Annotated in this window: 14 protein-coding genes, 3 tRNA genes and 3 pseudogenes; 10 read left to right on the top strand and 10 right to left on the bottom strand. The window is 48.3% G+C overall.

The genetic code is table 11. The features are described from left to right. Positions 1 to 103: 103 nt before the first annotated feature. From cobU to ldtA, 4 genes are all read left to right on the top strand, one after another. A complete protein-coding gene (gene cobU / locus G434_RS18815) occupies positions 104 to 649 on the top strand; it encodes a bifunctional adenosylcobinamide kinase/adenosylcobinamide-phosphate guanylyltransferase (protein ID WP_000973199.1) in 546 nt (181 codons plus the stop codon). Then, a complete protein-coding gene (cobS, locus tag G434_RS18820) occupies positions 646 to 1,389 on the top strand; it encodes an adenosylcobinamide-GDP ribazoletransferase (RefSeq protein WP_001296197.1) in 744 nt (247 codons plus the stop codon). The genes cobU and cobS overlap by 4 nt, the downstream gene beginning before the upstream one ends. Positions 1,390 to 1,400: 11 nt before the next feature. Then, the gene (gene cobT / locus G434_RS18825; protein WP_001166163.1) at positions 1,401 to 2,480 is read left to right on the top strand and encodes a nicotinate-nucleotide--dimethylbenzimidazole phosphoribosyltransferase; all 1,080 of its coding nucleotides are present in this window, start codon (positions 1,401 to 1,403) and stop codon (positions 2,478 to 2,480) included. Between the two features lie 61 nt (positions 2,481 to 2,541). Next, on the top strand, positions 2,542 to 3,477 hold the full coding sequence (ldtA, locus tag G434_RS18830) for a L,D-transpeptidase (RefSeq protein ID WP_000986344.1): 936 nt from the start codon (positions 2,542 to 2,544) through the stop codon (positions 3,475 to 3,477). Positions 3,478 to 3,532: 55 nt separating this feature from the next. Here ldtA and G434_RS18835 read toward each other — a convergent pair. Next, a tRNA-Asn gene (locus G434_RS18835) sits at positions 3,533 to 3,608 on the bottom strand. 326 nt (positions 3,609 to 3,934) lie between these two features. Between G434_RS18835 and nac the strand changes: the two genes are divergently transcribed. Both nac and cbl read left to right on the top strand, forming a co-directional pair. Next, positions 3,935 to 4,852 (top strand): nitrogen assimilation transcriptional regulator NAC, encoded by a 918-nt coding sequence (gene nac, locus G434_RS18840; RefSeq protein WP_001011491.1) that lies wholly within the window; start codon positions 3,935 to 3,937, stop codon positions 4,850 to 4,852. A gap of 101 nt (positions 4,853 to 4,953) precedes the next feature. Next, positions 4,954 to 5,904, top strand: a complete 951-nt coding sequence (gene cbl / locus G434_RS18845) for an HTH-type transcriptional regulator Cbl (protein ID WP_001011024.1) — start codon at positions 4,954 to 4,956, stop codon at positions 5,902 to 5,904. A 37-nt stretch (positions 5,905 to 5,941) separates the two neighbouring features. On the opposite strand, the gene G434_RS18850 is transcribed toward cbl, so the two are convergent. Continuing rightward, a tRNA-Asn gene (locus tag G434_RS18850) sits at positions 5,942 to 6,017 on the bottom strand. 160 nt (positions 6,018 to 6,177) lie between these two features. Here G434_RS18850 and yeeO point away from each other — a divergent pair. Both yeeO and G434_RS18860 read left to right on the top strand, forming a co-directional pair. Then, positions 6,178 to 7,665 carry a toxic metabolite efflux MATE transporter YeeO gene (yeeO, locus tag G434_RS18855; protein ID WP_023142341.1) on the top strand — a complete coding sequence of 496 codons (1,488 nt, stop codon included), beginning with the start codon at positions 6,178 to 6,180 and terminating at the stop codon, positions 7,663 to 7,665. Positions 7,666 to 7,765: 100 nt separating this feature from the next. Beyond that, positions 7,766 to 7,841, top strand: a tRNA-Asn gene (locus tag G434_RS18860). Positions 7,842 to 8,294: 453 nt separating this feature from the next. Here the strand turns inward: G434_RS18860 and G434_RS18865 are convergent. The 3 genes from G434_RS18865 to shiA form a co-directional block, all read right to left on the bottom strand. Then, positions 8,295 to 9,011, bottom strand: a complete 717-nt coding sequence (locus G434_RS18865) for a YebC/PmpR family DNA-binding transcriptional regulator (RefSeq protein ID WP_000532923.1) — start codon at positions 9,009 to 9,011, stop codon at positions 8,295 to 8,297. 342 nt (positions 9,012 to 9,353) lie between these two features. Continuing rightward, positions 9,354 to 10,808 (bottom strand): AMP nucleosidase, encoded by a 1,455-nt coding sequence (gene amn, locus G434_RS18870; protein WP_001060231.1) that lies wholly within the window; start codon positions 10,806 to 10,808, stop codon positions 9,354 to 9,356. 101 nt (positions 10,809 to 10,909) lie between these two features. Beyond that, positions 10,910 to 12,226, bottom strand: a complete 1,317-nt coding sequence (gene shiA / locus G434_RS18875) for a shikimate transporter (protein ID WP_000378563.1) — start codon at positions 12,224 to 12,226, stop codon at positions 10,910 to 10,912. A 314-nt stretch (positions 12,227 to 12,540) separates the two neighbouring features. On the opposite strand from shiA, the pseudogene G434_RS18880 reads away from it, so the two are divergent. After that, a pseudogene (locus G434_RS18880) lies at positions 12,541 to 13,377 on the top strand (glycosyltransferase family 9 protein); the annotation flags it as partial. Positions 13,378 to 13,428: 51 nt separating this feature from the next. Here G434_RS18880 and G434_RS18885 read toward each other — a convergent pair. Continuing rightward, a complete protein-coding gene (locus G434_RS18885; protein WP_073970534.1) occupies positions 13,429 to 14,397 on the bottom strand; it encodes an IS5 family transposase in 969 nt (322 codons plus the stop codon). Positions 14,398 to 14,428: 31 nt separating this feature from the next. Between G434_RS18885 and G434_RS29670 the strand changes: the two are divergent. Next, positions 14,429 to 14,659 (top strand): annotated as a pseudogene (locus G434_RS29670) (glycosyltransferase family 9 protein); the annotation flags it as partial. A gap of 160 nt (positions 14,660 to 14,819) precedes the next feature. Here G434_RS29670 and G434_RS30455 read toward each other — a convergent pair. From G434_RS30455 to ybtE, 4 genes and pseudogenes are all read right to left on the bottom strand, one after another. Continuing rightward, positions 14,820 to 16,951: pseudogene (locus tag G434_RS30455) on the bottom strand (Ig-like domain-containing protein); the annotation flags it as partial. After that, the gene (locus tag G434_RS18900) at positions 16,878 to 17,627 is read right to left on the bottom strand and encodes an inverse autotransporter beta domain-containing protein (RefSeq protein WP_000039780.1); all 750 of its coding nucleotides are present in this window, start codon (positions 17,625 to 17,627) and stop codon (positions 16,878 to 16,880) included. The gene G434_RS18900 and the pseudogene G434_RS30455, both read right to left, overlap by 74 nt. 649 nt (positions 17,628 to 18,276) lie before the next feature. Then, positions 18,277 to 20,298 (bottom strand): siderophore yersiniabactin receptor FyuA, encoded by a 2,022-nt coding sequence (gene fyuA, locus G434_RS18905; RefSeq protein ID WP_000784549.1) that lies wholly within the window; start codon positions 20,296 to 20,298, stop codon positions 18,277 to 18,279. Positions 20,299 to 20,428: 130 nt separating this feature from the next. Next, positions 20,429 to 22,006 (bottom strand): yersiniabactin biosynthesis salycil-AMP ligase YbtE, encoded by a 1,578-nt coding sequence (gene ybtE, locus G434_RS18910; RefSeq protein ID WP_001088830.1) that lies wholly within the window; start codon positions 22,004 to 22,006, stop codon positions 20,429 to 20,431. Positions 22,007 to 22,009 lie beyond the last annotated feature (3 nt).

The following is a 22,009-nucleotide window of genomic DNA, read 5'->3' as shown; positions in this document are numbered from 1 at the left end:
TTACGCGCAGTATTAATCGCGTAAATGTTTTGCGGTCAGCAACGGTGGGGGATCCATTGCTCTGTTCAATGAATACCATCATACATTTGAATCAGGAGTCGGTATGATGATTTTGGTGACGGGAGGCGCACGGAGCGGGAAGAGTCGCCACGCAGAGGTGCTTATTGGGGACTCTTCACAGGTTCTGTATATCGCTACCTCGCAAATCCTTGATGATGAGATGGCTGCACGGATAGAACATCATCGGCAAAGCCGCCCGGAGCACTGGCGCACAGTGGAGCGCTGGCAACATCTTGATGAATTAATTCATGCAGACATTAACCCGAATGAGGCTGTGTTGCTGGAATGCGTTACCACAATGGTGACTAATCTGTTGTTTGATTATGGCGGCGATAAAGACCCTGATGAATGGGATTATCAGGCGATGGAACAGGCGATTAATGCTGAGATTCAGTCGTTGATTGCTGCCTGCCAACGTTGCCCCGCAAAGGTTGTATTAGTGACTAACGAAGTGGGAATGGGGATTGTGCCGGAGAGTCGTCTGGCACGACATTTTCGTGATATTGCCGGGCGGGTAAATCAGCAGTTGGCCGCTGCGGCAAATGAAGTATGGCTGGTGGTTTCGGGTATTGGAGTAAAAATCAAATGAGTAAATTATTTTGGGCGATGCTCTCATTTATTACGCGTCTGCCTGTACCGCGTCGCTGGTCCCAGGGACTGGATTTCGAGCATTATTCTCGCGGTATTATTACTTTTCCTTTGATTGGATTATTGCTTGGCGCGATTAGCGGGCTGGTCTTCATGGTGCTGCAGGCATGGTGTGGCGTACCACTGGCGGCACTGTTTAGCGTACTTGTGCTGGCGCTGATGACCGGGGGATTCCATCTGGACGGCCTCGCTGATACCTGTGATGGCGTATTTTCTGCACGTAGCCGCGATCGCATGTTGGAAATCATGCGTGATAGCCGTTTAGGCACCCACGGCGGTCTGGCATTGATTTTTGTGGTACTGGCAAAGATTCTGGTGTTAAGCGAGTTGGCTCTGCGTGGCGAACCGATCCTTGCATCGCTGGCGGCAGCATGTGCGGTCAGCCGCGGGACTGCCGCATTATTGATGTATCGTCATCGTTATGCGCGGGAAGAAGGGCTTGGCAATGTGTTCATTGGCAAAATTGATGGGCGACAAACCTGCGTCACACTCGGCTTAGCCGCTATTTTTGCTGCCGTATTATTGCCGGGTATGCATGGTGTGGCTGCTATGGTGGTGACGATGGTGGCGATTTTCATCCTCGGTCAGCTTCTCAAACGTACGCTGGGCGGGCAAACGGGCGATACGCTGGGAGCAGCCATAGAGTTTGGTGAACTGGTTTTCCTGCTGGCACTGCTATAAAGAGACGTGACATGCAAATACTTGCCGATTTACTGAATACGATCCCAGCCATCAATTCTGCCGCTATGTCGCGTGCACAACGGCATGTTGACGGGTTACTCAAACCTGTTGGTAGCCTGGGAAAGCTGGAGGCGCTTGCCATACAACTGGCAGGAATGCCGGGGTTGAATGGCATACCGCATGTGGGCAAAAAAGCAGTACTGGTTATGTGTGCCGATCACGGCGTCTGGGAGGAAGGGGTCGCTATTTCTCCAAAAGAAGTGACAGCCATACAGGCTGAAAATATGACCCGTGGAACAACCGGCGTGTGTGTGCTGGCAGCACAAGCGGGCGCTAACGTCCACGTAATTGATGTTGGTATTGATACTGCTGAGCCTATCCCCGGGCTTATCAACATGCGTGTCGCACGAGGTAGCGGCAATATTGCTTCAGCTCCGGCAATGAGTCGCCGTCAGGCTGAAAAGTTGCTTTTGGACGTCATATGTTATACGCGGGAGCTGGCAAAAAACGGTGTCACGCTGTTTGGTGTAGGTGAACTGGGGATGGCAAACACGACACCGGCAGCGGCAATAGTCAGCACAATCACTGGCCGGGATCCTGAAGAAGTGGTTGGGATTGGCGCAAACCTGCCGACAGATAAACTGGCTAATAAAATTGATGTTGTGCGTCGGGCGATTACGTTGAATCAACCAAATCCTCAGGATGGTGTTGATGTCCTGGCAAAAGTGGGTGGATTTGATTTGGTCGGAATAGCTGGAGTGATGTTAGGTGCTGCTTCCTGCGGTTTACCCGTGTTGCTGGATGGATTTCTTTCTTATGCTGCTGCGCTCGCAGCCTGCCAGATGTCTCCTGCAATCAAACCGTATCTCATTCCTTCTCACTTGTCGGCAGAAAAAGGCGCGCGTATAGCGCTCTCGCATTTGGGGCTGGAGCCTTATCTCAATATGGATATGCGTTTAGGTGAGGGGAGTGGTGCAGCTCTGGCGATGTCCATCATCGAAGCTGCTTGTGCGATATACAACAACATGGGCGAACTTGCTGCCAGTAATATTGTTCTACCGGGGAATACGACTTCTGATTTGAACAGCTAAAAACGAAAAGTCTGATAAAAGCTATACTTATCGGATAGTATTCGCGACTTAGGAAAGGGACATGATGCGTCGTGTAAATATTCTTTGCTCATTTGCTCTGCTTTTTGCCAGCCAAAATAGCCTGGCGGTAACTTATCCATTACCTCCAGAGGGTAGCCGTTTAGTGGGGCAGTCGCTTACTGTAACTGTTCCTGATCACAATACTCAGCCGCTGGAGACTTTTGCCGCACAATACGGGCAAGGGTTAAGTAATATGCTGGAAGCGAATCCGGGCGCTGATGTTTTTTTGCCGAAGCCTGGCTCACAACTCACCATTCCGCAGCAACTGATTTTGCCCGCCACTGTTCGTAAAGGGATTGTGGTTAACGTCGCTGAAATGCGTCTTTATTACTATCCGCCAGACAGTAATACAGTGGAAGTCTTTCCTATTGGTATCGGCCAGGCTGGGCGAGAAACCCCGCGTAACTGGGTGACTACCGTTGAACGTAAACAAGAAGCACCAACCTGGACGCCAACGCCGAACACCCGGCGCGAATATGCGAAACGAGGGGAGAGTTTGCCCGCATTTGTTCCTGCGGGGCCCGATAACCCCATGGGGCTGTACGCGATTTATATTGGCAAGTTGTATGCCATCCACGGTACCAATGCCAATTTTGGTATTGGGCTCCGCGTAAGTCAGGGCTGTATTCGTCTGCGTAATGACGATATCAAATATCTGTTTGATAATGTTCCTGTAGGCACTCGTGTACAAATTATTGATCAGCCAGTGAAATACACAACGGAACCGGATGGTTCAAAGTGGCTGGAAGTTCATGAGCCGCTGTCGCGCAATCGTGCAGAATATGAGTCTGACCGAAAAGTGCCATTGCCGGTAACCCCATCTTTGCGGGCGTTTATCAACGGGCAAGAAGTTGATGTAAATCGCGCAAATGCTGCGTTGCAACATCGATCGGGAATGCCTGTGCAAATTAGTTCTGGTTCAAGACAGATGTTTTAAGAGCGTTGGTAATTAGAAAGTAAAAAGCCTGCTCGAAAGCAGGCTTTTTTGAATTTGGCTCCTCTGACTGGACTCGAACCAGTGACATACGGATTAACAGTCCGCCGTTCTACCGACTGAACTACAGAGGAATCGTGTGAACGGGGCGCATATTAATGGCAGTGCATGGTGATGTCAAAGGGTGAAATGCATTTTTTTGTTTGTTTGCTGACAATTTCAACAAAGTGGTGAGCTTTCAATCTTATTGGGTAATGAACCATCGTGGTGCATACCCCCCTTTTATAGGGCAGGTGAATGCGACTGCTGATAAAAAGGGCCAATGACGAATCTATCATAATCTCTTATTTGACAGTTGGTTAGCTTGCGCATCAACGCTAAAATAGAACTGGCAAGCATCTTGCATTCTGGTTGTAAGTAATGGCGGCACTTGGGCCGATTCTTAAAAACCGGAGGCAACATGAACTTCAGACGCCTGAAATACTTCGTAAAAATTGTAGATATTGGTAGCCTGACCCAGGCTGCTGAAGTATTGCATATCGCACAACCAGCGCTCAGCCAGCAGGTTGCCACACTGGAAGGTGAGTTAAATCAACAGCTTTTGATTCGCACAAAACGGGGCGTTACGCCAACAGGCGCCGGAAAAATTCTCTATACCCATGCACGGGCCATTTTACGTCAGTGTGAGCAGGCCCAACTGGCGGTGCATAACGTTGGTCAGTCATTATCGGGGCAAGTCTCGATTGGCTTTGCGCCAGGAACCGCTGCGTCATCCATCACCATGCCCTTATTACAGGCGGTTCGCGCTGAATTCCCGGAGGTCGTTATCTATCTTCATGAAAATAGTGGTGCAGTGCTTAACGAAAAACTGATAAATCACCAACTCGATATGGCGGTGATTTATGAGCATTCCCCTGTGGCTGGGGTATCCAGTCAGGCTTTGCTGAAAGAAGATCTTTTCCTGGTAGGAACTCAAGATTGCCCGGGGCAAAGCGTTGATGTTAATGCTATTGCGCAAATGAACCTTTTTCTCCCCAGTGATTACAGCGCTGTTAGACTTCGTGTTGATGAGGCTTTTTCCCTACGGCGGCTCACGGCAAAAGTCATTGGTGAAATTGAGTCTATTGCCACGCTTACCGCAGCGATTGCCAGCGGCATGGGCGTTGCAGTATTACCTGAATCGGCTGCGCGTTCGTTATGTGGCGCAGTAAATGGGTGGATGTCACGCATTACCACTCCTTCAATGAGTCTCTCTTTGTCCTTAAATTTACCCGCCAGAGCAAACTTGTCACCACAGGCACAGGCAGTGAAAGAGTTGTTAATGTCAGTGATTAGTTCTCCAGTGATGGAAAAAAGGCAGTGGCAATTGGTGAGCTAAGCGTTATATCGGGATGGAATAAGATGCGGGTTTTTATTATTTGTTATGCCGGGCATTAGACTTTAACAATAACGGGATATCTGAACTGCCCGGAGTTTACCGTGAATTTCCAACAACTAAAGATAATCCGCGAGGCTGCACGTCAGGATTACAACCTGACAGAGGTTGCGAATATGCTTTTTACCTCACAGTCAGGCGTTAGCCGTCATATTCGGGAACTGGAGGATGAACTTGGCATCGAAATATTTGTTCGACGAGGTAAGCGACTGCTGGGCATGACTGAACCGGGCAAAGCATTACTGGTCATTGCAGAACGCATTCTGAATGAAGCCAGTAATGTTCGTCGGCTCGCAGACCTGTTTACCAACGATACGTCTGGCGTTCTCACTATTGCAACGACGCATACTCAGGCACGTTATAGCTTGCCTGAGGTCATTAAAGCTTTTCGCGAACTTTTCCCGGAGGTTCGGCTGGAGCTAATCCAGGGTACACCACAGGAAATTGCGACGTTGTTGCAAAATGGCGAAGCTGATATTGGTATCGCCAGCGAGCGTTTGAGTAATGACCCGCAGCTCGTCGCCTTCCCGTGGTTTCGTTGGCACCATAGTTTGCTTGTTCCACTCGATCATCCCTTGACGCAAATTACACCGTTGACGCTGGAATCAATAGCGAAGTGGCCGTTAATTACTTACCGACAGGGGATTACGGGGCGCTCACGCATTGATGACGCATTTGCCCGCAAAGGTTTGCCGGCAGATATTGTATTAAGTGCACAGGATTCTGATGTCATTAAAACCTATGTTGCTCTTGGGCTTGGGATCGGATTAGTTGCCGAACAATCCAGCGGCGAACAAGAGGAAAAGAATTTAATCCGCCTGGATACGCGGCATCTTTTCGATGCTAATACTGTCTGGTTGGGACTGAAGCGAGGGCAACTTCAGCGTAACTATGTCTGGCGCTTTCTGGAACTTTGTAATGCAGGACTGTCAGTTGAGGATATCAAGCGCCAGGTGATGGAAAACAGTGAAGAGGAAATTGATTATCAGATATAGCAAAAAGCCCGCTATAAAAGCGGGCTTTTCAGAAATTTGGCTCCTCTGACTGGACTCGAACCAGTGACATACGGATTAACAGTCCGCCGTTCTACCGACTGAACTACAGAGGAATCGCTGTTGAGGCACATCTTAACGGCGAAAAATATTTTGTCAAACCCGATTTTTAAATTTCCCAACTGTTTGCCGTTTCTATCAACAGTTTGTTGCATTTGCAGACAATTTGTTGGCGAAAATCTTTGCAGCTTTGCTGATTCTCCCTCATCATTTGAAATGTGGTTTCACTTTCTGCAATTAAGGTCGGCTTTGAATATCTCCTCTGCTTTACGCCAGGTTGTTCACGGCACTCGCTGGCACTCTAAACGCAAGAGCTACAAAGTGTTGTTCTGGCGCGAGATAACCCCGCTTGCTGTTCCTATCTTCATGGAGAACGCCTGTGTCCTGTTGATGGGGGTCCTGAGCACTTTTCTGGTCAGCTGGCTGGGAAAAGATGCGATGGCCGGCGTGGGGTTGGCGGACAGCTTCAATATGGTCATTATGGCTTTTTTTGCAGCTATCGATCTTGGTACTACTGTCGTTGTAGCATTTAGTCTCGGTAAGCGAGATCGACGACGAGCGAGGGTGGCGACGCGGCAGTCATTGGTGATCATGACGTTGTTTGCCGTACTGTTGGCAACGCTAATTCATCATTTTGGCGAACAAATTATTGATTTCGTCGCGGGTGATGCCACGACAGACGTTAAAGCACTGGCGTTGACTTATCTGGAGCTGACCGTATTCAGTTATCCAGCAGCTGCCATCACTCTTATTGGTAGCGGGGCACTTCGTGGTGCAGGGAATACGAAAATACCGCTACTGATTAACGGTAGCCTGAATATTCTTAATATTATTATTAGCGGCATATTGATTTACGGCCTTTTCTCCTGGGCGGGACTGGGATTTGTCGGGGCTGGGTTGGGTTTAACCATTTCTCGTTATATTGGCGCAGTTGCAATTTTGTGGGTGCTGGCGATTGGTTTTAATCCTGCGCTAAGGATTTCGTTAAAGAGCTATTTTAAACCGCTGAATTTTAGCATTATCTGGGAAGTCATGGGGATTGGTATTCCAGCGAGTGTCGAATCAGTGTTATTTACCAGTGGTCGGTTATTAACCCAAATGTTCGTTGCCGGGATGGGGACCAGCGTTATTGCCGGAAATTTTATCGCGTTCTCAATTGCGGCTCTTATCAACTTACCCGGAAGTGCGCTCGGTTCTGCTTCTACGATCATTACAGGCCGAAGGTTGGGGGTAGGGCAGATAGCGCAAGCAGAGATTCAGTTGCGGCATGTGTTCTGGCTGTCCACTCTTGGATTAACGGCCATCGCCTGGCTAACGGCTCCCTTTGCCGGGGTTATGGCATCGTTTTACACCCAGGATCCACAGGTTAAACACGTCGTTGTGATTCTGATTTGGCTAAATGCTTTATTTATGCCTATTTGGTCCGCCTCATGGGTGCTACCCGCTGGATTTAAAGGTGCTCGTGATGCCCGTTACGCCATGTGGGTTTCGATGTTGAGCATGTGGGGTTGTCGGGTTGTAGTCGGTTATGTGCTGGGAATCATGCTTGGCTGGGGTGTGGTTGGTGTCTGGATGGGAATGTTTGCCGACTGGGCTGTGCGGGCCGTGCTGTTTTACTGGCGAATGGTTACTGGACGTTGGCTATGGAAATACCCTCGATCCGAGCCGCAAAAGTGTGAAAAAAAGCCAGTTGTGTCGGAATAAACGACAAAATGCAGATTATTTCAGCAAACGATTTCAAATTTAAAAAACAGGCTTTGACATTGTGGGTGGGCATCGCTAATATTCGCCTCGTTCTCACGATTCCTCTGTAGTTCAGTCGGTAGAACGGCGGACTGTTAATCCGTATGTCACTGGTTCGAGTCCAGTCAGAGGAGCCAAATTTTAGTTTTGAGACATCTCTATGAGTCTCAGGACAGTTAAAAAATAAAAATTATTTTTACCCGGTCACTTTGTAAAAAAGTGGCCGGGTTTTTGATTTCTGTGTTTCGTGCGCTTAATCGAGTCTCACGCTTCAGTGAGCAAATTGCCCCTCCCCAACAGACATCACGATTCACAAGGTCAAAAATTCTGTTCCATGAAGTACCGTACAAAGATAAAGAGAAAAATGCCTTATGCGGGATGTAGCTGTCGCGTCTTTATCGGGAAACTATACGTAATTGCCACTTTGTCTTCGGTAATCAGAAAAAGAAGACCTGCCATTTTAATAAATATTATTTCTCTGGGAACGGGGATTTTTTATAAGCAATATGACGAGTTAAACATTATATTTTTATAAGGATTATATGAGATTAAAGAAATCTGCCATAAAGACAGATTTCTTTAACATATAATTAGAGATTTGCGACGTTATGATAAACTTTTTGTACATCGTCGTCATCTTCAAGGGCATCAACAAGCCCTTCAAAGATTTCTAAATCTTCTGGGGAAAGCTCAACTTCAGATTGAGCAATCATTTCTAATTCTGTTGTTGAGAACTCAGTGATTCCAGCTGCTTTTAGCGCCGCGATTCCTTTATGAAGGTCAGTAGGTTCAGTATAAATAACAATATTACCTTCTTCTTCAGTTACATCACGAACATCAACTTCAGCTTCAAGCAAAATTTCAAAAATATGGTCAGGGTCTGTTCCTTTAAATACAATCACACCCGTATTGTCAAACATATAGCTGACAGAACCTGCCGCTCCGATATTGCCGCCTTTTTTATTGAAAATTGTGCGAACGTTAGCAATCGTACGGTTAACATTTGAAGTTAATGTCTCAGCGATAATCATTGAGCCATTAGGACCAAAGCCTTCATAACGTCCCTGCACGAACGTTTCATCTCCGCCGCCTTTGGCTTTATCAATTGCTTTATCAATAACGTGCTTTGGAACTTGTGCTTGTTTTGCACGTTCAATAACGAATTTTAAAGATGTGTTTAATTCTGGATCGGGTTCACCTTGTTTGGCAGCAGCATAGATTTCTACACCGAATTTTGCATAAATTTTAGACGTTGCACCGTCTTTAGCCGTTTTTTTAGCAACAATATTGGCCCATTTACGTCCCACTGGAATGATCTCCTCGAAAATTTATTTACATTACTGGTAAATCGTTAACATGTGTTAATTCGGCATATTATATCATAACAGGAAAAATCTCGTCTATTAGAAATAAAAATATTCTAAAGCCATAATCTTATATTTAATTTTATAAAAACTAATGTTGTTGGCGGGATTTTTTATAATTGTGTTTTGAAAGCATACTTGCTTTTAATATGTGGAAATCATTAAGACGATAATAAAACTCGCATCTGCCCAAGGAAGCAAACAGCCCGCGTTTATTGCAGGCTATTTGCCAGATGTCTTACTTAATCCTTCACATCTATTTCTGATAAGAAGGTTCATAACTTATTATCGGAACGGCGGCTCATTAAAGGTTCGTAATTTACGTGAATGCAGTCGGTCGCCTTCTGCGCGCAGCAAATCGATCGCCCGAATGCCAATTTGCAGGTGTTCGGAAATAGCGCCTTCATAAAAACGGTTAGCCTGGCCGGGAAGCTTAATCTCACCATGTAACGGTTTATCTGAAACACACAGTAGTGTCCCGTATGGCACGCGGAAACGATATCCTTGCGCGGCAATGGTTGCACTTTCCATATCAATTGCTACGGCCCGGCTTAAGTTAAAACGAAGTGCAGAAGCTGAGTAACGTAACTCCCAGTTCCTGTCATCTGTGGTTACCACCGTGCCAGTACGTAACCGCTGTTTGACTTCTTCACCAGGCCTGCCGCTGACTAACTTGGTAGCGTCATAAAGCGCACGTTGCACTTCAGCAATGCTCGGAATAGGAATATCGGGCGGCAGAACCGCATCAAGAACGTGGTCATCGCGTAAATAAGCGTGTGCAAGGACATAATCTCCAATGGCCTGGCTTTCACGTAATCCGCCACAGTGACCAATCATCAACCAGACATCCGGGCGTAGCACTGCCAGATGATCGCAGATGGTTTTAGCATTGGACGGTCCCACGCCAATATTCACCAGAGTAATACCCTGACCATCAGCGGTAATTAAATGCCATGCTGGCATCTGGTGTTTTTTCCATGCAAGGTCGGAAATGGCTTCTTCTGGCGCTTCGGTTTCGGCAGTGATCCAGTTCCCGCCAGCACAAGAAAGGGCAATGTAGGGACTATCAGGATCGAGGATCTGGCTGCATCCCCAACGAACGAATTCATCCACATAACGTGTGTAGTTGGTAAACAAGACGAACGGTTGAAAATGTTCTACTGGCGTACCGGTATAATGGCGCAACCGTGCGAGGGAAAAATCAACCCGGCGAGCATCAAAATGCGATAGCGGGGAGAATTCCGTTGGATGATAAATGCCGTCTGCAGTTTCATCGCCAATTTGCGCCAGTTCTGTTGTCGGGAAGTAGCGAGTTAACCCAGCGCTCATTGAGCGATCAAGTGTCAATTCAGAGCCATCGATGACATAAGGATAAGGGATTTCATGCTGCGAGGGTTGCACCGAGATATGCGCACCATAATCCTGATACAGCAACGTAAGTTGTTCATTGAGATACGAACGAAAGAGAGTAGGGCGAGTAATCGTGGTGGTGTAGCTGCCTGCGTGGGTAAAACGACCAAATGCGCGCGTTTTGGGGGGATTAGTTGTGCTACCGTCCCAGGTTACGGTCAGTGATGGATAGACAAAAAGACCTTGTTTGCGGGCGTTTTCATCAGGTAATTCGCCACTTGTAATATATTTGCCAATGGCGTTGCGTAAAGCAACTACAGATTGCTCATACAGCGCGTCGAGTTTATCCAGTGCCTGAGCTGGGGTCAGACCGGAGCCCTTATTATTCATGTGTGTCTCCTGTTCCATACAATTACCGCACATCCGATAGTATGTCACAGGAATGTGAAACAAAAGTATAAGGCGAAGATCGGATGATCTTCGCCAGGCTATCACGAGCGTTGATTGTCTTTCATCAATAAAGCGGTCATTGCAGAAATCAGGCATCCAGCCAGCAAATAAATGGCGACGCTATGCCAGTTCCCGGCAAAGTAAGTGATGAGTGCAGCGGCAATAAAAGGTGTAAATCCACCGCCAACCACACTGGCAACCTGATAACCGACTCCAGCACCACTGTAGCGATAACTGGCACCAAACATTTCGGTAAACATCGGTTGTTGCACACACACCACCATGTCATGCGCAATGTTTGCCAGCATTATGGAGAAGAAAACTATCCAGAAAATAGATTGTGCTTCAAGCGCCATAAAGAAAGGAAATGCGCTCAACGTTCCGATCAACGCGCCTGTAATATAAACCCTGCGCCGACCAAAACGATCGGCAAGCCAGGCAAAACAGGGAATTGTCAGGCAGCTTAATCCACCTACCAGCAAACCAATATTAAGGAAAAGTTCGCGCGGTAACCCCATATTCTGGGTTGAATAATTAAGTGCAAAGGCAGTAACAATGTACATCGTCAGCAACTCGCACAGTCGTAGTGCAATAATCTTCAGGAAAGCACCGGGATGTCGTAACAGAGCTTCGATAACCGGGATGCGTTTTTTCGCGGCCGCTTGATTATGTTGCTGTTGTTCAAATTCCGCGGACTCCTCCATGCCATTGCGCACCCACAATGCTCCCAGTACCAGTACGATGCTAAACAGGAAAGGAATGCGCCAGCCCCAGCTTAAAAACTGTTCGTCAGTCGTCATCATACTGATCAATGAAACCAGTCCGGTTGAAAGCAGTAAACCTACACCGTAGCCAACTTGTACACCGCTACTGTAAAAGGCTTTTTTATTTTTCGGCGCACTTTCAACGGAAAGCAACGCTGCGCCTCCCCATTCGCCGCCGACGGCAAATCCCTGAATGGCACGCAGTGTCACCAGCAAAATAGGTGCCCACCACCCAATGGTCGAGAATGAAGGAAGAATACCAATTAAGGCTGTCGCGATGCCCATCATCCAGACGGTCAGCATTAACATGCGCTTACGTCCCAGTCGGTCGCCAAAGTGACCGAAAATGACACCGCCGAGCGGTCGGAAAAGGAAGCCGACACCAAAGGTGGCAAATGCGGCGAGCGTTCCCATCGCCGGGCTTACTTGCGGGAAAAACTCGCGATTAAACACCAGTGCGGCGGTAATGCCATAGAGTAGAAAATCATACCAGTCGACGACGGCACCAGCGAAACTGCCTAACGCAGCTCGTCGGGCGCGACTTAACGAAAGCGTCCCTTCATCGGGACGAGTGGAGATGAGCGTGGAGTCCATAATGATCCTGTTTGTACTGTCTTTTTATAATTAGTATGGAAAAGGTAACTCACATTGCCGTCGATCTATAAACGAACCTTATGAGACTACCTCGACAGAGCGCATCTGCAAATGATTTTATGGCTGATTAGCGGCAACATGAAAAATTCGATGGAAGATGAAAGCGCAGGAGTTGCTGGTGTTGTTTAAGGATTAAGCAGAGGGCCCACAGGTTCGAGATATGAAACATAAAAGTCCGCATATGCACAAAATTGCACCCTGATGATTCTGATAGACTGCATTGCATTATAACCAGTAGGGAGGCGAGGTTAGTTATGTTTTTAGTATCATTGTTGAGACGTATTGCATTTAGTTACTACGATTATAAAACTTATAATTTTAATATTGAAAAAACAGACTTTGTTGTCATACATATTCCCGATCAGATTGGCGATGCTATGGCCATCTTTCCTGTTATTCGGGCGCTTGAATTGCATAAAATTAAGCATCTATTAATTGTTACGTCGACAATTAATTTAGAAGTCTTTAATGCGCTCAAACTTGAACAGACTAAATTAACATTAGTCACAATGACTATGCAGGATCACGCAACATTAAAAGAAATAAAAGATTTAGCGAAGAACATAACACTGCAATATGGTACGCCGGATCTTTGTATAGAGGCGATGCGTAAAAAGAACCTGAAAACGATGATATTTATCAGTCAGTTGAAAGCAAAAACGAATTTCCAGGTCGTCGGTTTAACCATGAAGTGCTATTCCCCTTTGTGTAAGAACGCGTCCCGGATGGATCAGAATCTCCGGGCTCCTGTACCCATGACATGGGCATTTATGATGCGTGAGGCGGGTTTTCCGGCAGTCAGGTCAATATATGAATTGCCATTAAGCGATGATGTACTCGATGAGGTACGCGAGGAAATGCGATCGTTAGGATCTTACATTGCGCTCAATTTAGAAGGTAGCTCGCAGGAACGTACATTTTCATTATCGATTGCAGAAAATCTAATAGCAAAAATTCAAAGTGAAACAGATATTCCAATAGTGATCGTTTATGGACCCAAAGGGGAAGATAAAGCCAGGGCATTAGTGGATTGTTATAATAATGTCTACCGTTTATCCTTATCACCCTCGATTAAACGTTCAGCAGGGCTTTGTTGAATAAATCAGATTTCGGGTAAGTCTCCCCCGTAGCGGGTTGTGTTTTCAGGCAATACGCACGCTTTCAGGCATACCTGCTTTCGTCATTTTGTTCAGCGCTCGTACCAGGGCCATAGCCTCTGCAACCTGACCATCGTAGTCACGCAGTGTCAGTGAACCTCCGAACAGCTGTTTTACCCGGTACATCGCCGTTTCCGCTATCGAGCGACGGTTATAATCTGTTGTCCATTTCCACCGCGCATTACTCCCGGTCAGCCGCTGATTCGCAACAGCACGGTTACGGTCTGCATATTCACCGGGCCAGTAACCCGCGCCTTTTCGGGGCGGGATAAGCGCGCTGATTTTCTTACGCCGCAGTTCATCGTGACAGAGCCGGGTGTCGTAAGCGCCGTCTGCCGATGCTGCCCTGATTTTTCTGTGAGTCTGCCGGATAAGACCCGGGAAGGCTTCTGAGTCCGTCACATTGTTCAGCGACAGGTCTGCACAGATGATTTCATGTGTTTTGCTGTCAACTGCCAGATGCAACTTTCGCCATATACGACGGCGTTCTTTGCCGTGTTTTTTGACTTTCCATTCGCCTTCACCAAAGACCTTCAGCCCGGTGGAATCAATCACCAGATGCGCGATTTCACCTCGGGTGAACGTTTTGAAACTGACATTAACCGACTTTGCGCGCTTGCTGACACTGGTGTAATCCGGGCAGCGCAACGGAACATTCATCAGTGTAAAAATGGAATCAATAAAACCCTGTGCAGCCCGCAGGGTCAACCTGAACACGCGTTTAATGACCAGAACGGTGGTGATGGCGAGATCAGAATAGCGCTGAGGTCTTCCCCGTGATGAAGGCGTTGCCGACTCATACCAGGCCTGAATAGCTTCATCATCCAGCCAGAAAGTTATGGAGCCACGGTTGATGAGGGCTTTATTGTAGGTGGGCCAGTTGGTGATTTTGAACTTTTGCTTTGCCACGGAACGGTCTGCGTTGTCGGGAAGATGCGTGATCTGATCCTTCAACTCAGCAAAAGTTCGATTTATTCAACAAAGCCGTTCAGCAGCAATCATAAAAGATGCTTATATTGCAATAACTCCTGACACCTCAATATTACATATGGCAAGTGCCTATAATACCCCTGTTGTTGCAATTTATGCTGATTACAAAACGCGATGGCCCGCAATGGCCGATGTTTCGGAGTCAGTCGTCGTTGGGCAAAAAATTGACAATATAAGTCTGGATGAATTCGCAAAGGCATTAAAAAGTGTTTTGGCGAGAATTTGAGGCAGTACTTATGCATAGTAATGCCGATCTGTTATGAACGGTGGTGTCATCAATACTCTGAGGCTGGTCAATCATCACAGAAAACCAGCCTTTGGATCAAAGCAATACTCACCGAAAATGATCATAGTCACACCGAACGCGATTCAGGAGGAACTGTTTGGTAAATAGCACCACCGGATCTTGGGGGCGCTGTGATTATTACAGTATTGCTATCACCGTCATTTTTGAATGTCACTTTACCAGTAGCATCAACGCCTACCCAGGAGGCCGAGCTTGAAAACGAATAATCAGCCGCCGTTTTTCCTGGTGCAAAGTTGTCATTATTCAACTGATAATACGCCCCGGTAAATCCCTGCGAAGGGAATGAAGCTGTCGGTAGGTTTGCACTATTCACTGACACTGTACCCGTCATTGGTCTGGTTTCCGCGCTAATGAATTCTATCGTGGTACTCAGACCCGCCTGATGAACACCATTCAATACGGGGATCAGCGTTGCGATACCCTCTCCGCCTCCTGTAACAGTAGCTTTGTAATCACCGTTGATATTTTGACTGTAATCAATTGCGCTAATTTTCATATAGGGCACGTTTGTACCTGATTGCACAAATTCTATCCCTTAAGAAACTTTGATCGGATTGCCTGATATATCGTGCAGAACAAGATGTAGCTCAGCACTATCGGTAAAGTCCCCTTTCAGTGATGACTGGTTGTTCTTAAGGATGGACTGCGAGGCGTCTGCTGGGCCTGCCACTAGCGATATATCTACTGTTTGCATTCCACCTGCGCTTATGACTGCGCTTACAGTGACGCTCCCTGTTATCGCTCATCTCACGTTTGTTGTCGCGATTCCGTTTTGATCGGTCACGGCTGTTAATGACGTTAATGTGGTGGAGCCGCTTTTTAAGGCGAAGTACACAGTGAGACCTTCGATCAGGTTACCACTGCCATCCTCAACCGTTGCCTTTAAGGTACTTAAATCACTGTTGGTGGCGGCGATAGTCGACGGATCAGCGATAAAGCTAGCAACATGTGCGGTGCTTGGGTTGCCAGTAACCTTCACGGTTGTCTGTGTCTGTATTGTGACGCCGTTATGGAACGATGCAGTCACCGTATATGTACCGACTTTATTGCTGGTCAGAACGACTGGAGCCTGATCTGAAGAGTTGGTTCTCACTTTTCCGCCACTTAACGTCGCACCTTCTAGCGTTACGCTAAAGTTGATGACCTGACCCTCCACTGGAGTGCCATTTGCAGAGGTTAGCGTTGCCGTCAGAGTAGCGCCTTTAGGAGCATTGACACCGATAAGCGGACTGGACGTGAGTGTCAGTTTTTCATCAATAGCCTCCAGTTGTTTCTCAAGTGAAGCTCCATTCGCTAGGGATGCTTTTACAGTATACGAGCCGTTTCTTTCAGACGTCATGGTGACCTCGGCTACTCCCTGCGTATTAGTAGAGACCGTGTTCTGGCTGATGATCATTTGCGAGGATGGCGCTGCACTGAATGTCGCGGGTTGATGCGTCACCGGGTTGCCAAACTGGTCGTTAACGTGAGCTTTAACTGCTATGTCTTGTGCGACCATGACCTGACCTTCAGGTATCTCCTGACTGGTAATCGTCGCAGAATTAACATCTACCTTGGCATTCAGTAATCGCGAGATGACTTCAGTAGGTTTATCTGCCAGAGAGGCTGAAACTGTTTTTAGTCCGACCTCGGTGCTTGTCACAAGAATTTCAGCAAAAACCTGATCATCCGTTTCAACGCTGGTGCTGCTTAGCGTGACGGAGGTTCCACGGAAATTAACTTTTATACCTTCTACTGGGTTGCCGTTTCCATCAGTCACTGTTGCTTGTAGCCTGGTCATTCCAATGTTATTGGCGATGAAATTGTCCTCGGTAACGTTAAGATTAACCTGCGCAGTGAGCGTATCCGCAGTAAAGTTCACCACCAACTGCTCACTCTTACCGCCAACCATCGATGCTGTCACGGTATGAGCGCCTGCTTTTGTACCTTTCAGCGTGACTTTCGCTTTGCCATCGGCATCAGTAACCGCTTTGTCGCCATCGCTCAGCGTGAAGTTCGCCTTCACATCTTCCGGTAGAGTAAATGTTACCTCAGTGTTGGCTATCGCATTGCCCTCTGTATCAGCGACGGTGCTGTTAGTGTCGTGAGATCGTTATTGTCGGCAATCACCGGATCCTTCGAGGCTGCCAGCGTGATTTCAGCATTCGTGACGTTCGGCACATAGTTCACTGTTTGTTGCATCGAATCGCCATTTTCGAGGGTTGCCGTCACGGGAGTTCTTCAGGCTGAAATCTTCATCCACGCCCAGCGTGATTCTTGCGGTACCGAAGCGGCTTAACCAGTCTGTCATTACCCCTGAAGCCTGAGAAGAGGCCCATCCACGTGCTATGTTTGCCGCTTGCTCGCTGTTCATATCTTCGGCGAGCAGAGATCCAATTAGCTGTGAAGTACTGGCTATCTGTTGCTCAAGGTTGCCACTGCTGTTACCCGGCGGCGGGGTTAAATTTTTTTCACTAACTTGTGCCTGGACATCCAGTTCATCACCCGGGCGGACATTACGAACAAACGTACGAAACTGGTTGAGTTTGCGTAACAGGGGGGTATCTATAATTTGTTGCACAGGACAAATATATCTGGCTTCTGTACAGAGTCTTAAATTTTGACCATAAATAAAACCGTCACTGTCAAGCATGCATAGTTTATCAAGTAGGTCTCCCACAAACTGCCTGAATTTTATTTTTCCATTAAAAGTTTGTATCTTCTTAAGTATCACAGGAGACTGGAAATAGATCGATAGTAGGATGTTGCCACTCAAGGCATGACGATAAATATCGCTAGGAGTAATTTTTTGTTTTATGGCTTTGGTAGTGATCTCAACTGCTTCCGTTATAGTGACCCATGTTGACATATAATGAGTTATAAGCAATGGCTGATATTTTTTTGACATAATATTATCTCCTTCTACACAACAATTCGTTCCGTTAAGGAAAAAGATTGGTGTCACAAGTATTTATTTATGATTAATCAGAGGGTTTATGACAGAGAAAAGGATGTATATTTCTGAGTAAACATGTACAGGCCTATGGGGTGACTATTTAATGAGTAAATGCCGAATGATTTTCGGGGTGATGATTATAACTTGAGGAAAAATCCCAGCGTGGTTTGAGTAGTGTACCTGAGTGATATTTGTGTTATGTATGCATTGATTGTAGCAGAATAAATATAGTTCAGGCTAGTATAGTTTATGGTAGCTATGAGAATATATAATCTATTTTACCTATAAAATAATTTATATGTATGGGGTTGTTTTTTTAGGTTGTTTGTCTGTGCTTTTATATTCTGGAGATGTGCCTTGTATATAGGATTGTTTGTTGGTTGTATTTTTTAATGTTGCACTGTTGTGAATTTTTATTTTGATATGATTATTTCTTTAGTATAAGGAGAGAAAGGAACGAGAAAGTTAAATCTATTTATCCTAATCGCAATTTCATTGTTTAAATAATCACTATGGATTAATATTTTTGCGACTCTGCTGAGTTACTGGTTTTAACTAGTGGTGTAAAAGGGATACCTTTTCGGTATCCCTTTTACAATAATCAGAAGAAATCAATTCGCGTATTGATACCGACGGTGCGACCCATATTGACCTGCGCGACGGCGCTGCTGCCGTTCATGTAGCCATAGGTACGGTAACGACGGTCGAACAGGTTATCGACATAGACGGAAATGTTCATCCGTTCAGTCGCCTGCCAGCCCAGGCTGCTGTCCAGGGTGGCATAGGTGCCTTGCCGCAACTGGTTGTCGCCATCGAAATAATGCGGCCCGACCAGATTAACCGCCAGTCGGGGCATCAGTGCGCCATAGCGCGTATCAATCACGCCGTTCACGCTGCTTCCCGCGCCATAACGTGGTACGAACGGCACCCGGTTACCGTGATACAACTCACTGTCATTGGTGAATTCGGAACGGATCACGTTGCCATTGATATCCCATGACCAGCCTGGCGCAAACCGCCACTTCGCTTCAAGCTCAACGCCGGTGGCGTCGGCTTTACCCGCATTGCTTAATGTCTGCATCCCGACCGGGCCAGAGTAAAGCTGCATGTCTTTGGTGTGGGTATAAAACGTCGCGGCTTGCAGCGTGACGTCAGCGGTTTCGTAGCGGGTGCCAAGTTCATAGTTGATGGATTTCTCGGCGACGAACGGTTTGGCATCAAGACCCGCAGTAGGCACGATGTTGTACCCGGAAGGTTTATATCCCTGGGCTACACGGGTATACACTCTCCAGTCATCGGTCAGCATATAGCCTGCGGATAGCTGCCCGAGCACCTGATCGTCATTGCTCTTACCCTGGTCGCCAAACGGGTTGCCGAGCATGCTGCCGTGATATTGTGTACTGGATTTATCATGCGAGAAGCGCACGCCGCCGCCGATATCAAAACGATCGGTTAAATGCCAGGTCAGGTCACTGTATGCGGCCAGCGTTTCAGCGGTGGTATAGCCGGTACTGCTTAAATAAGGCATTGTCGGCATGTCGTAGGCTGAATTTAACTTCTCGCGGGTGTTCTGCCGGTACAGCCCAAACACCATATCAACGGTACGCGCATCGCCCAGGGTTGCAGCGCGCAGCTCCTGCACATCCTGATTCCAGCGCTGAGGCATATTGACGATTAACGAACCGGAAGGGAAGGTGCGCGAATAATGCTGCTGCTGCCAGGCGCTGATCAGGTTGAAAACCCAGTCATCGGTGGTGTATTTCCCACTCAGGGTCTGGCTGTCAGTGCAGCGCCGCATGTACGGGTCTGGTGAACCATCGCTGATCGACAGCTTACGGCCCTTAATATCATTCCATCCCACATAGGCGTCCTGGGTGGCGCGGGTACATTCGCGTGAGGCGGCAAAGCCCATTTCCCAGGGCTGATCGTCCGGCGCCAGACGCAGTTTCACATTCCCTATGCTGGCGCGGGTGCCGCCTAAGTCATCGCTTCCCGTCGCGGGGTTAATCATGTCGCCGTCATCAACTTGGCGTAACAGGGTGACGCTGCCGTACAGCAGGCCATCCTGAATGGGGCCGCTCAGGTTGAACTTACTTCGATAACTGTCGCGGCTACTGACGCCGCCTTCAATATAGCCGCGCGGCGTGCTGTCCGGCTGCTGGGTGACGATGTTGATGATCCCGCCCTGAGCGCTTTTGCCATATAACGTTCCCTGTGGGCCTCGCAGCAACTCCACGCTTTGCACATCGGTAAGCGCCTGGATGGTGTTGGTGGAAAGCTGAGGGACGCCATCGACATACAGGGTGACGGCGGGGTTATAGAAGTCCTGCGCTGAAGAGACGCCGCGTAGCGAGATCGTCGAAAAAAGCATGTTGCCGCTATTTTCAATATTGAGCCCGGGCAAGACTCTGGGGAGTTTGTCGCTGGCGGTGACGCCGGCGTCGCTTAATTCCGGCGCGCTGACAACAGTAGATGAGACGTTGTTGGCTGATGCCGAGCGGGAAGATTGTTTACTGGCGGTAACCACCAGCGTGCTTTCGTCTTGCTGTGAAGTCTGGGCATTAGCAATGGCGGGGAGCAATAATCCCCCCAAGGCCAGAGGATAAAGCCGTGTCATTTTCATTGTTGTGAGTCCCTGTAAGACGGCGAAACGCCAAAAATACCGACAATGGTGAATTGAAAATGATAACTATTTCTAATAGTGGTGCTACCCGAAACGGGTTTATTTCAACCTGTTTCGGGTCGGTTTGCGCTTATTGGGCAGAATGGCGATAACGGTCGACGGCGAGAGCCGTCAGGCGTTTTTTGTCTATCTTGCCGACGGCGGTGAGCGGCCAGTGGTCCAGAAACTCGATTTGGTCAGGAATTTTCCACGCGCTGAGCCCCATACGGGTCAGTTGTTGACGCAACTGCTGATAGTCAGTTGGCACCTGCTGCGCGATGATAAACGCGCAAATCCGCTCGCCAAGCAGCGTGTCCGGCGCGGCGACCACCGCGCAATCTTGCACTTCCGCTAAACGCAGCAGTGCCGATTCCACTTCAGCCGCGGCTATTTTTTCTCCGGCGCGGTTGATCTGCTCTTTTATGCGTCCCTCAACGTGCAGGTTCCCCACCTCATCCAGCCTGACATTGTCGCCTGTGCGGTAAAACCCTTGCGCGGTAAAGGCCTGCGCGTTGTGGGCAGGGGCGCGGTAATAGCCCGAAATGGTATAAGGGCCGCGCGTTAACAATTGCCCGGTTTCGCCCGGCGCGACGTCGTTCTCGTCTTGATCAACGATGCGGATTTCATCCAGAGGGGACAACGGGCGCCCCTGGCTGTGGAGAATGGTGGCATGCGGATCGTCCAGCCGGGTAAAACAGAGCAGGCCTTCCGCCATACCGAAAACCTGTTGCAGGGTACAGTCAAAGGTGGCGATAACCTGCTCAGCAAGCGTCGGGTCGAGCCGGGCGCCGCCTGCCTGAATGACGCGCAGCGACGAAAGGTCGCTGTCTTCCCACTCCCTGGCCTGCACCCATAATTGCGCCAGCGCCGGAACCAGGGCGACGTGAGTCACTCTTTCCTGCGCGATTAAAGGCATCACCTCATCACAGCTGGCGCTGTCGGTCAGCACCACTTTTCCGCCGCAGGCAAGCGTTCCCAGAATACCGGGGCAGGCCAGCGGAAAGTTATGCGCCACCGGGAGGACGGCGAGATACACGCTCTGTTGGCTGATGCCGCACAGTTCAGCAGAAGCGCTGAAGTTATAGCTATAGTCGGCATGTCGGCGCGGGATGAGTTTGGGCGTGCCGGTTGTGCCGCCTGAGAGCAACAACAACGCGGTGGCGGAAACATCAGGCTGCGGCCATGCCTGTCGCTCACCGTGAAGGGAGAAGAGCGGCGTAAAATCGTCGCTCACGGTCTCTCCAGCGACCAGAACATGACGCAAGCAGGCGTGTTTGTGCGCCATCTGTCGGGCCAGCTCTGCGAGGTTTTCCCCGTGAATAACGTAAGCGACGGGTTGCGCCAGCTCAATCAGCGCGTCGATATCCAGAGCCCGTTGCGAGGGCATCGCCAGCACGGGGATAACGCCCAGTCTTAACAAGGCGAACAGCAGGGTAACAAACGCGTTGTCGTTGGGAAGCTGCACAATTACATGCTCCCCCGAACGCAAACCCAGTGATGACAGACCTGCGGCAAGTTCGTCAACTTGTGCATCAAGCGCGCTGTAGGTTAACGACCCCTTTGCATCAACGACGGCAATTCGCGAGGCATAACGGGCCGCCCAGTGGCGCAACTGTTCGGCAATGGGTAAGGGATACTGTTCAATCAGAGATTCAAAGGAAGAATTCATGCG

The sequence above is a fragment of the Escherichia sp. KTE172 genome, from assembly GCF_000408845.1.
Lineage (GTDB): Bacteria > Pseudomonadota > Gammaproteobacteria > Enterobacterales > Enterobacteriaceae > Escherichia > Escherichia coli.
Note: the sequence above shows the minus strand (reverse complement) of the source record. Positions and strands in the feature narration are given on the sequence as shown.

Bases quoted from the DNA above. Each gene is read 5' to 3' on its own strand.
- cobS (WP_001296197.1), top strand. From the start codon at position 646: ATGAGTAAATTATTTTGGGCGATGCTCTCATTTATTACGCGTCTGCCT.
- nac (WP_001011491.1), top strand. From the start codon at position 3,935: ATGAACTTCAGACGCCTGAAATACTTCGTAAAAATTGTAGATATTGGT.
- G434_RS18900 (WP_000039780.1), bottom strand. From the start codon at position 17,627: ATGTCAAAAAAATATCAGCCATTGCTTATAACTCATTATATGTCAACA.
- yeeO (WP_023142341.1), top strand. From the start codon at position 6,178: ATGTGGTTTCACTTTCTGCAATTAAGGTCGGCTTTGAATATCTCCTCT.
- ldtA (WP_000986344.1), top strand. From the start codon at position 2,542: ATGATGCGTCGTGTAAATATTCTTTGCTCATTTGCTCTGCTTTTTGCC.
- amn (WP_001060231.1), bottom strand. From the start codon at position 10,808: ATGAATAATAAGGGCTCCGGTCTGACCCCAGCTCAGGCACTGGATAAA.
- fyuA (WP_000784549.1), bottom strand. From the start codon at position 20,298: ATGAAAATGACACGGCTTTATCCTCTGGCCTTGGGGGGATTATTGCTC.
- ybtE (WP_001088830.1), bottom strand. From the start codon at position 22,006: ATGAATTCTTCCTTTGAATCTCTGATTGAACAGTATCCCTTACCCATT.
- cobU (WP_000973199.1), top strand. From the start codon at position 104: ATGATGATTTTGGTGACGGGAGGCGCACGGAGCGGGAAGAGTCGCCAC.
- shiA (WP_000378563.1), bottom strand. From the start codon at position 12,226: ATGGACTCCACGCTCATCTCCACTCGTCCCGATGAAGGGACGCTTTCG.
- cobT (WP_001166163.1), top strand. From the start codon at position 1,401: ATGCAAATACTTGCCGATTTACTGAATACGATCCCAGCCATCAATTCT.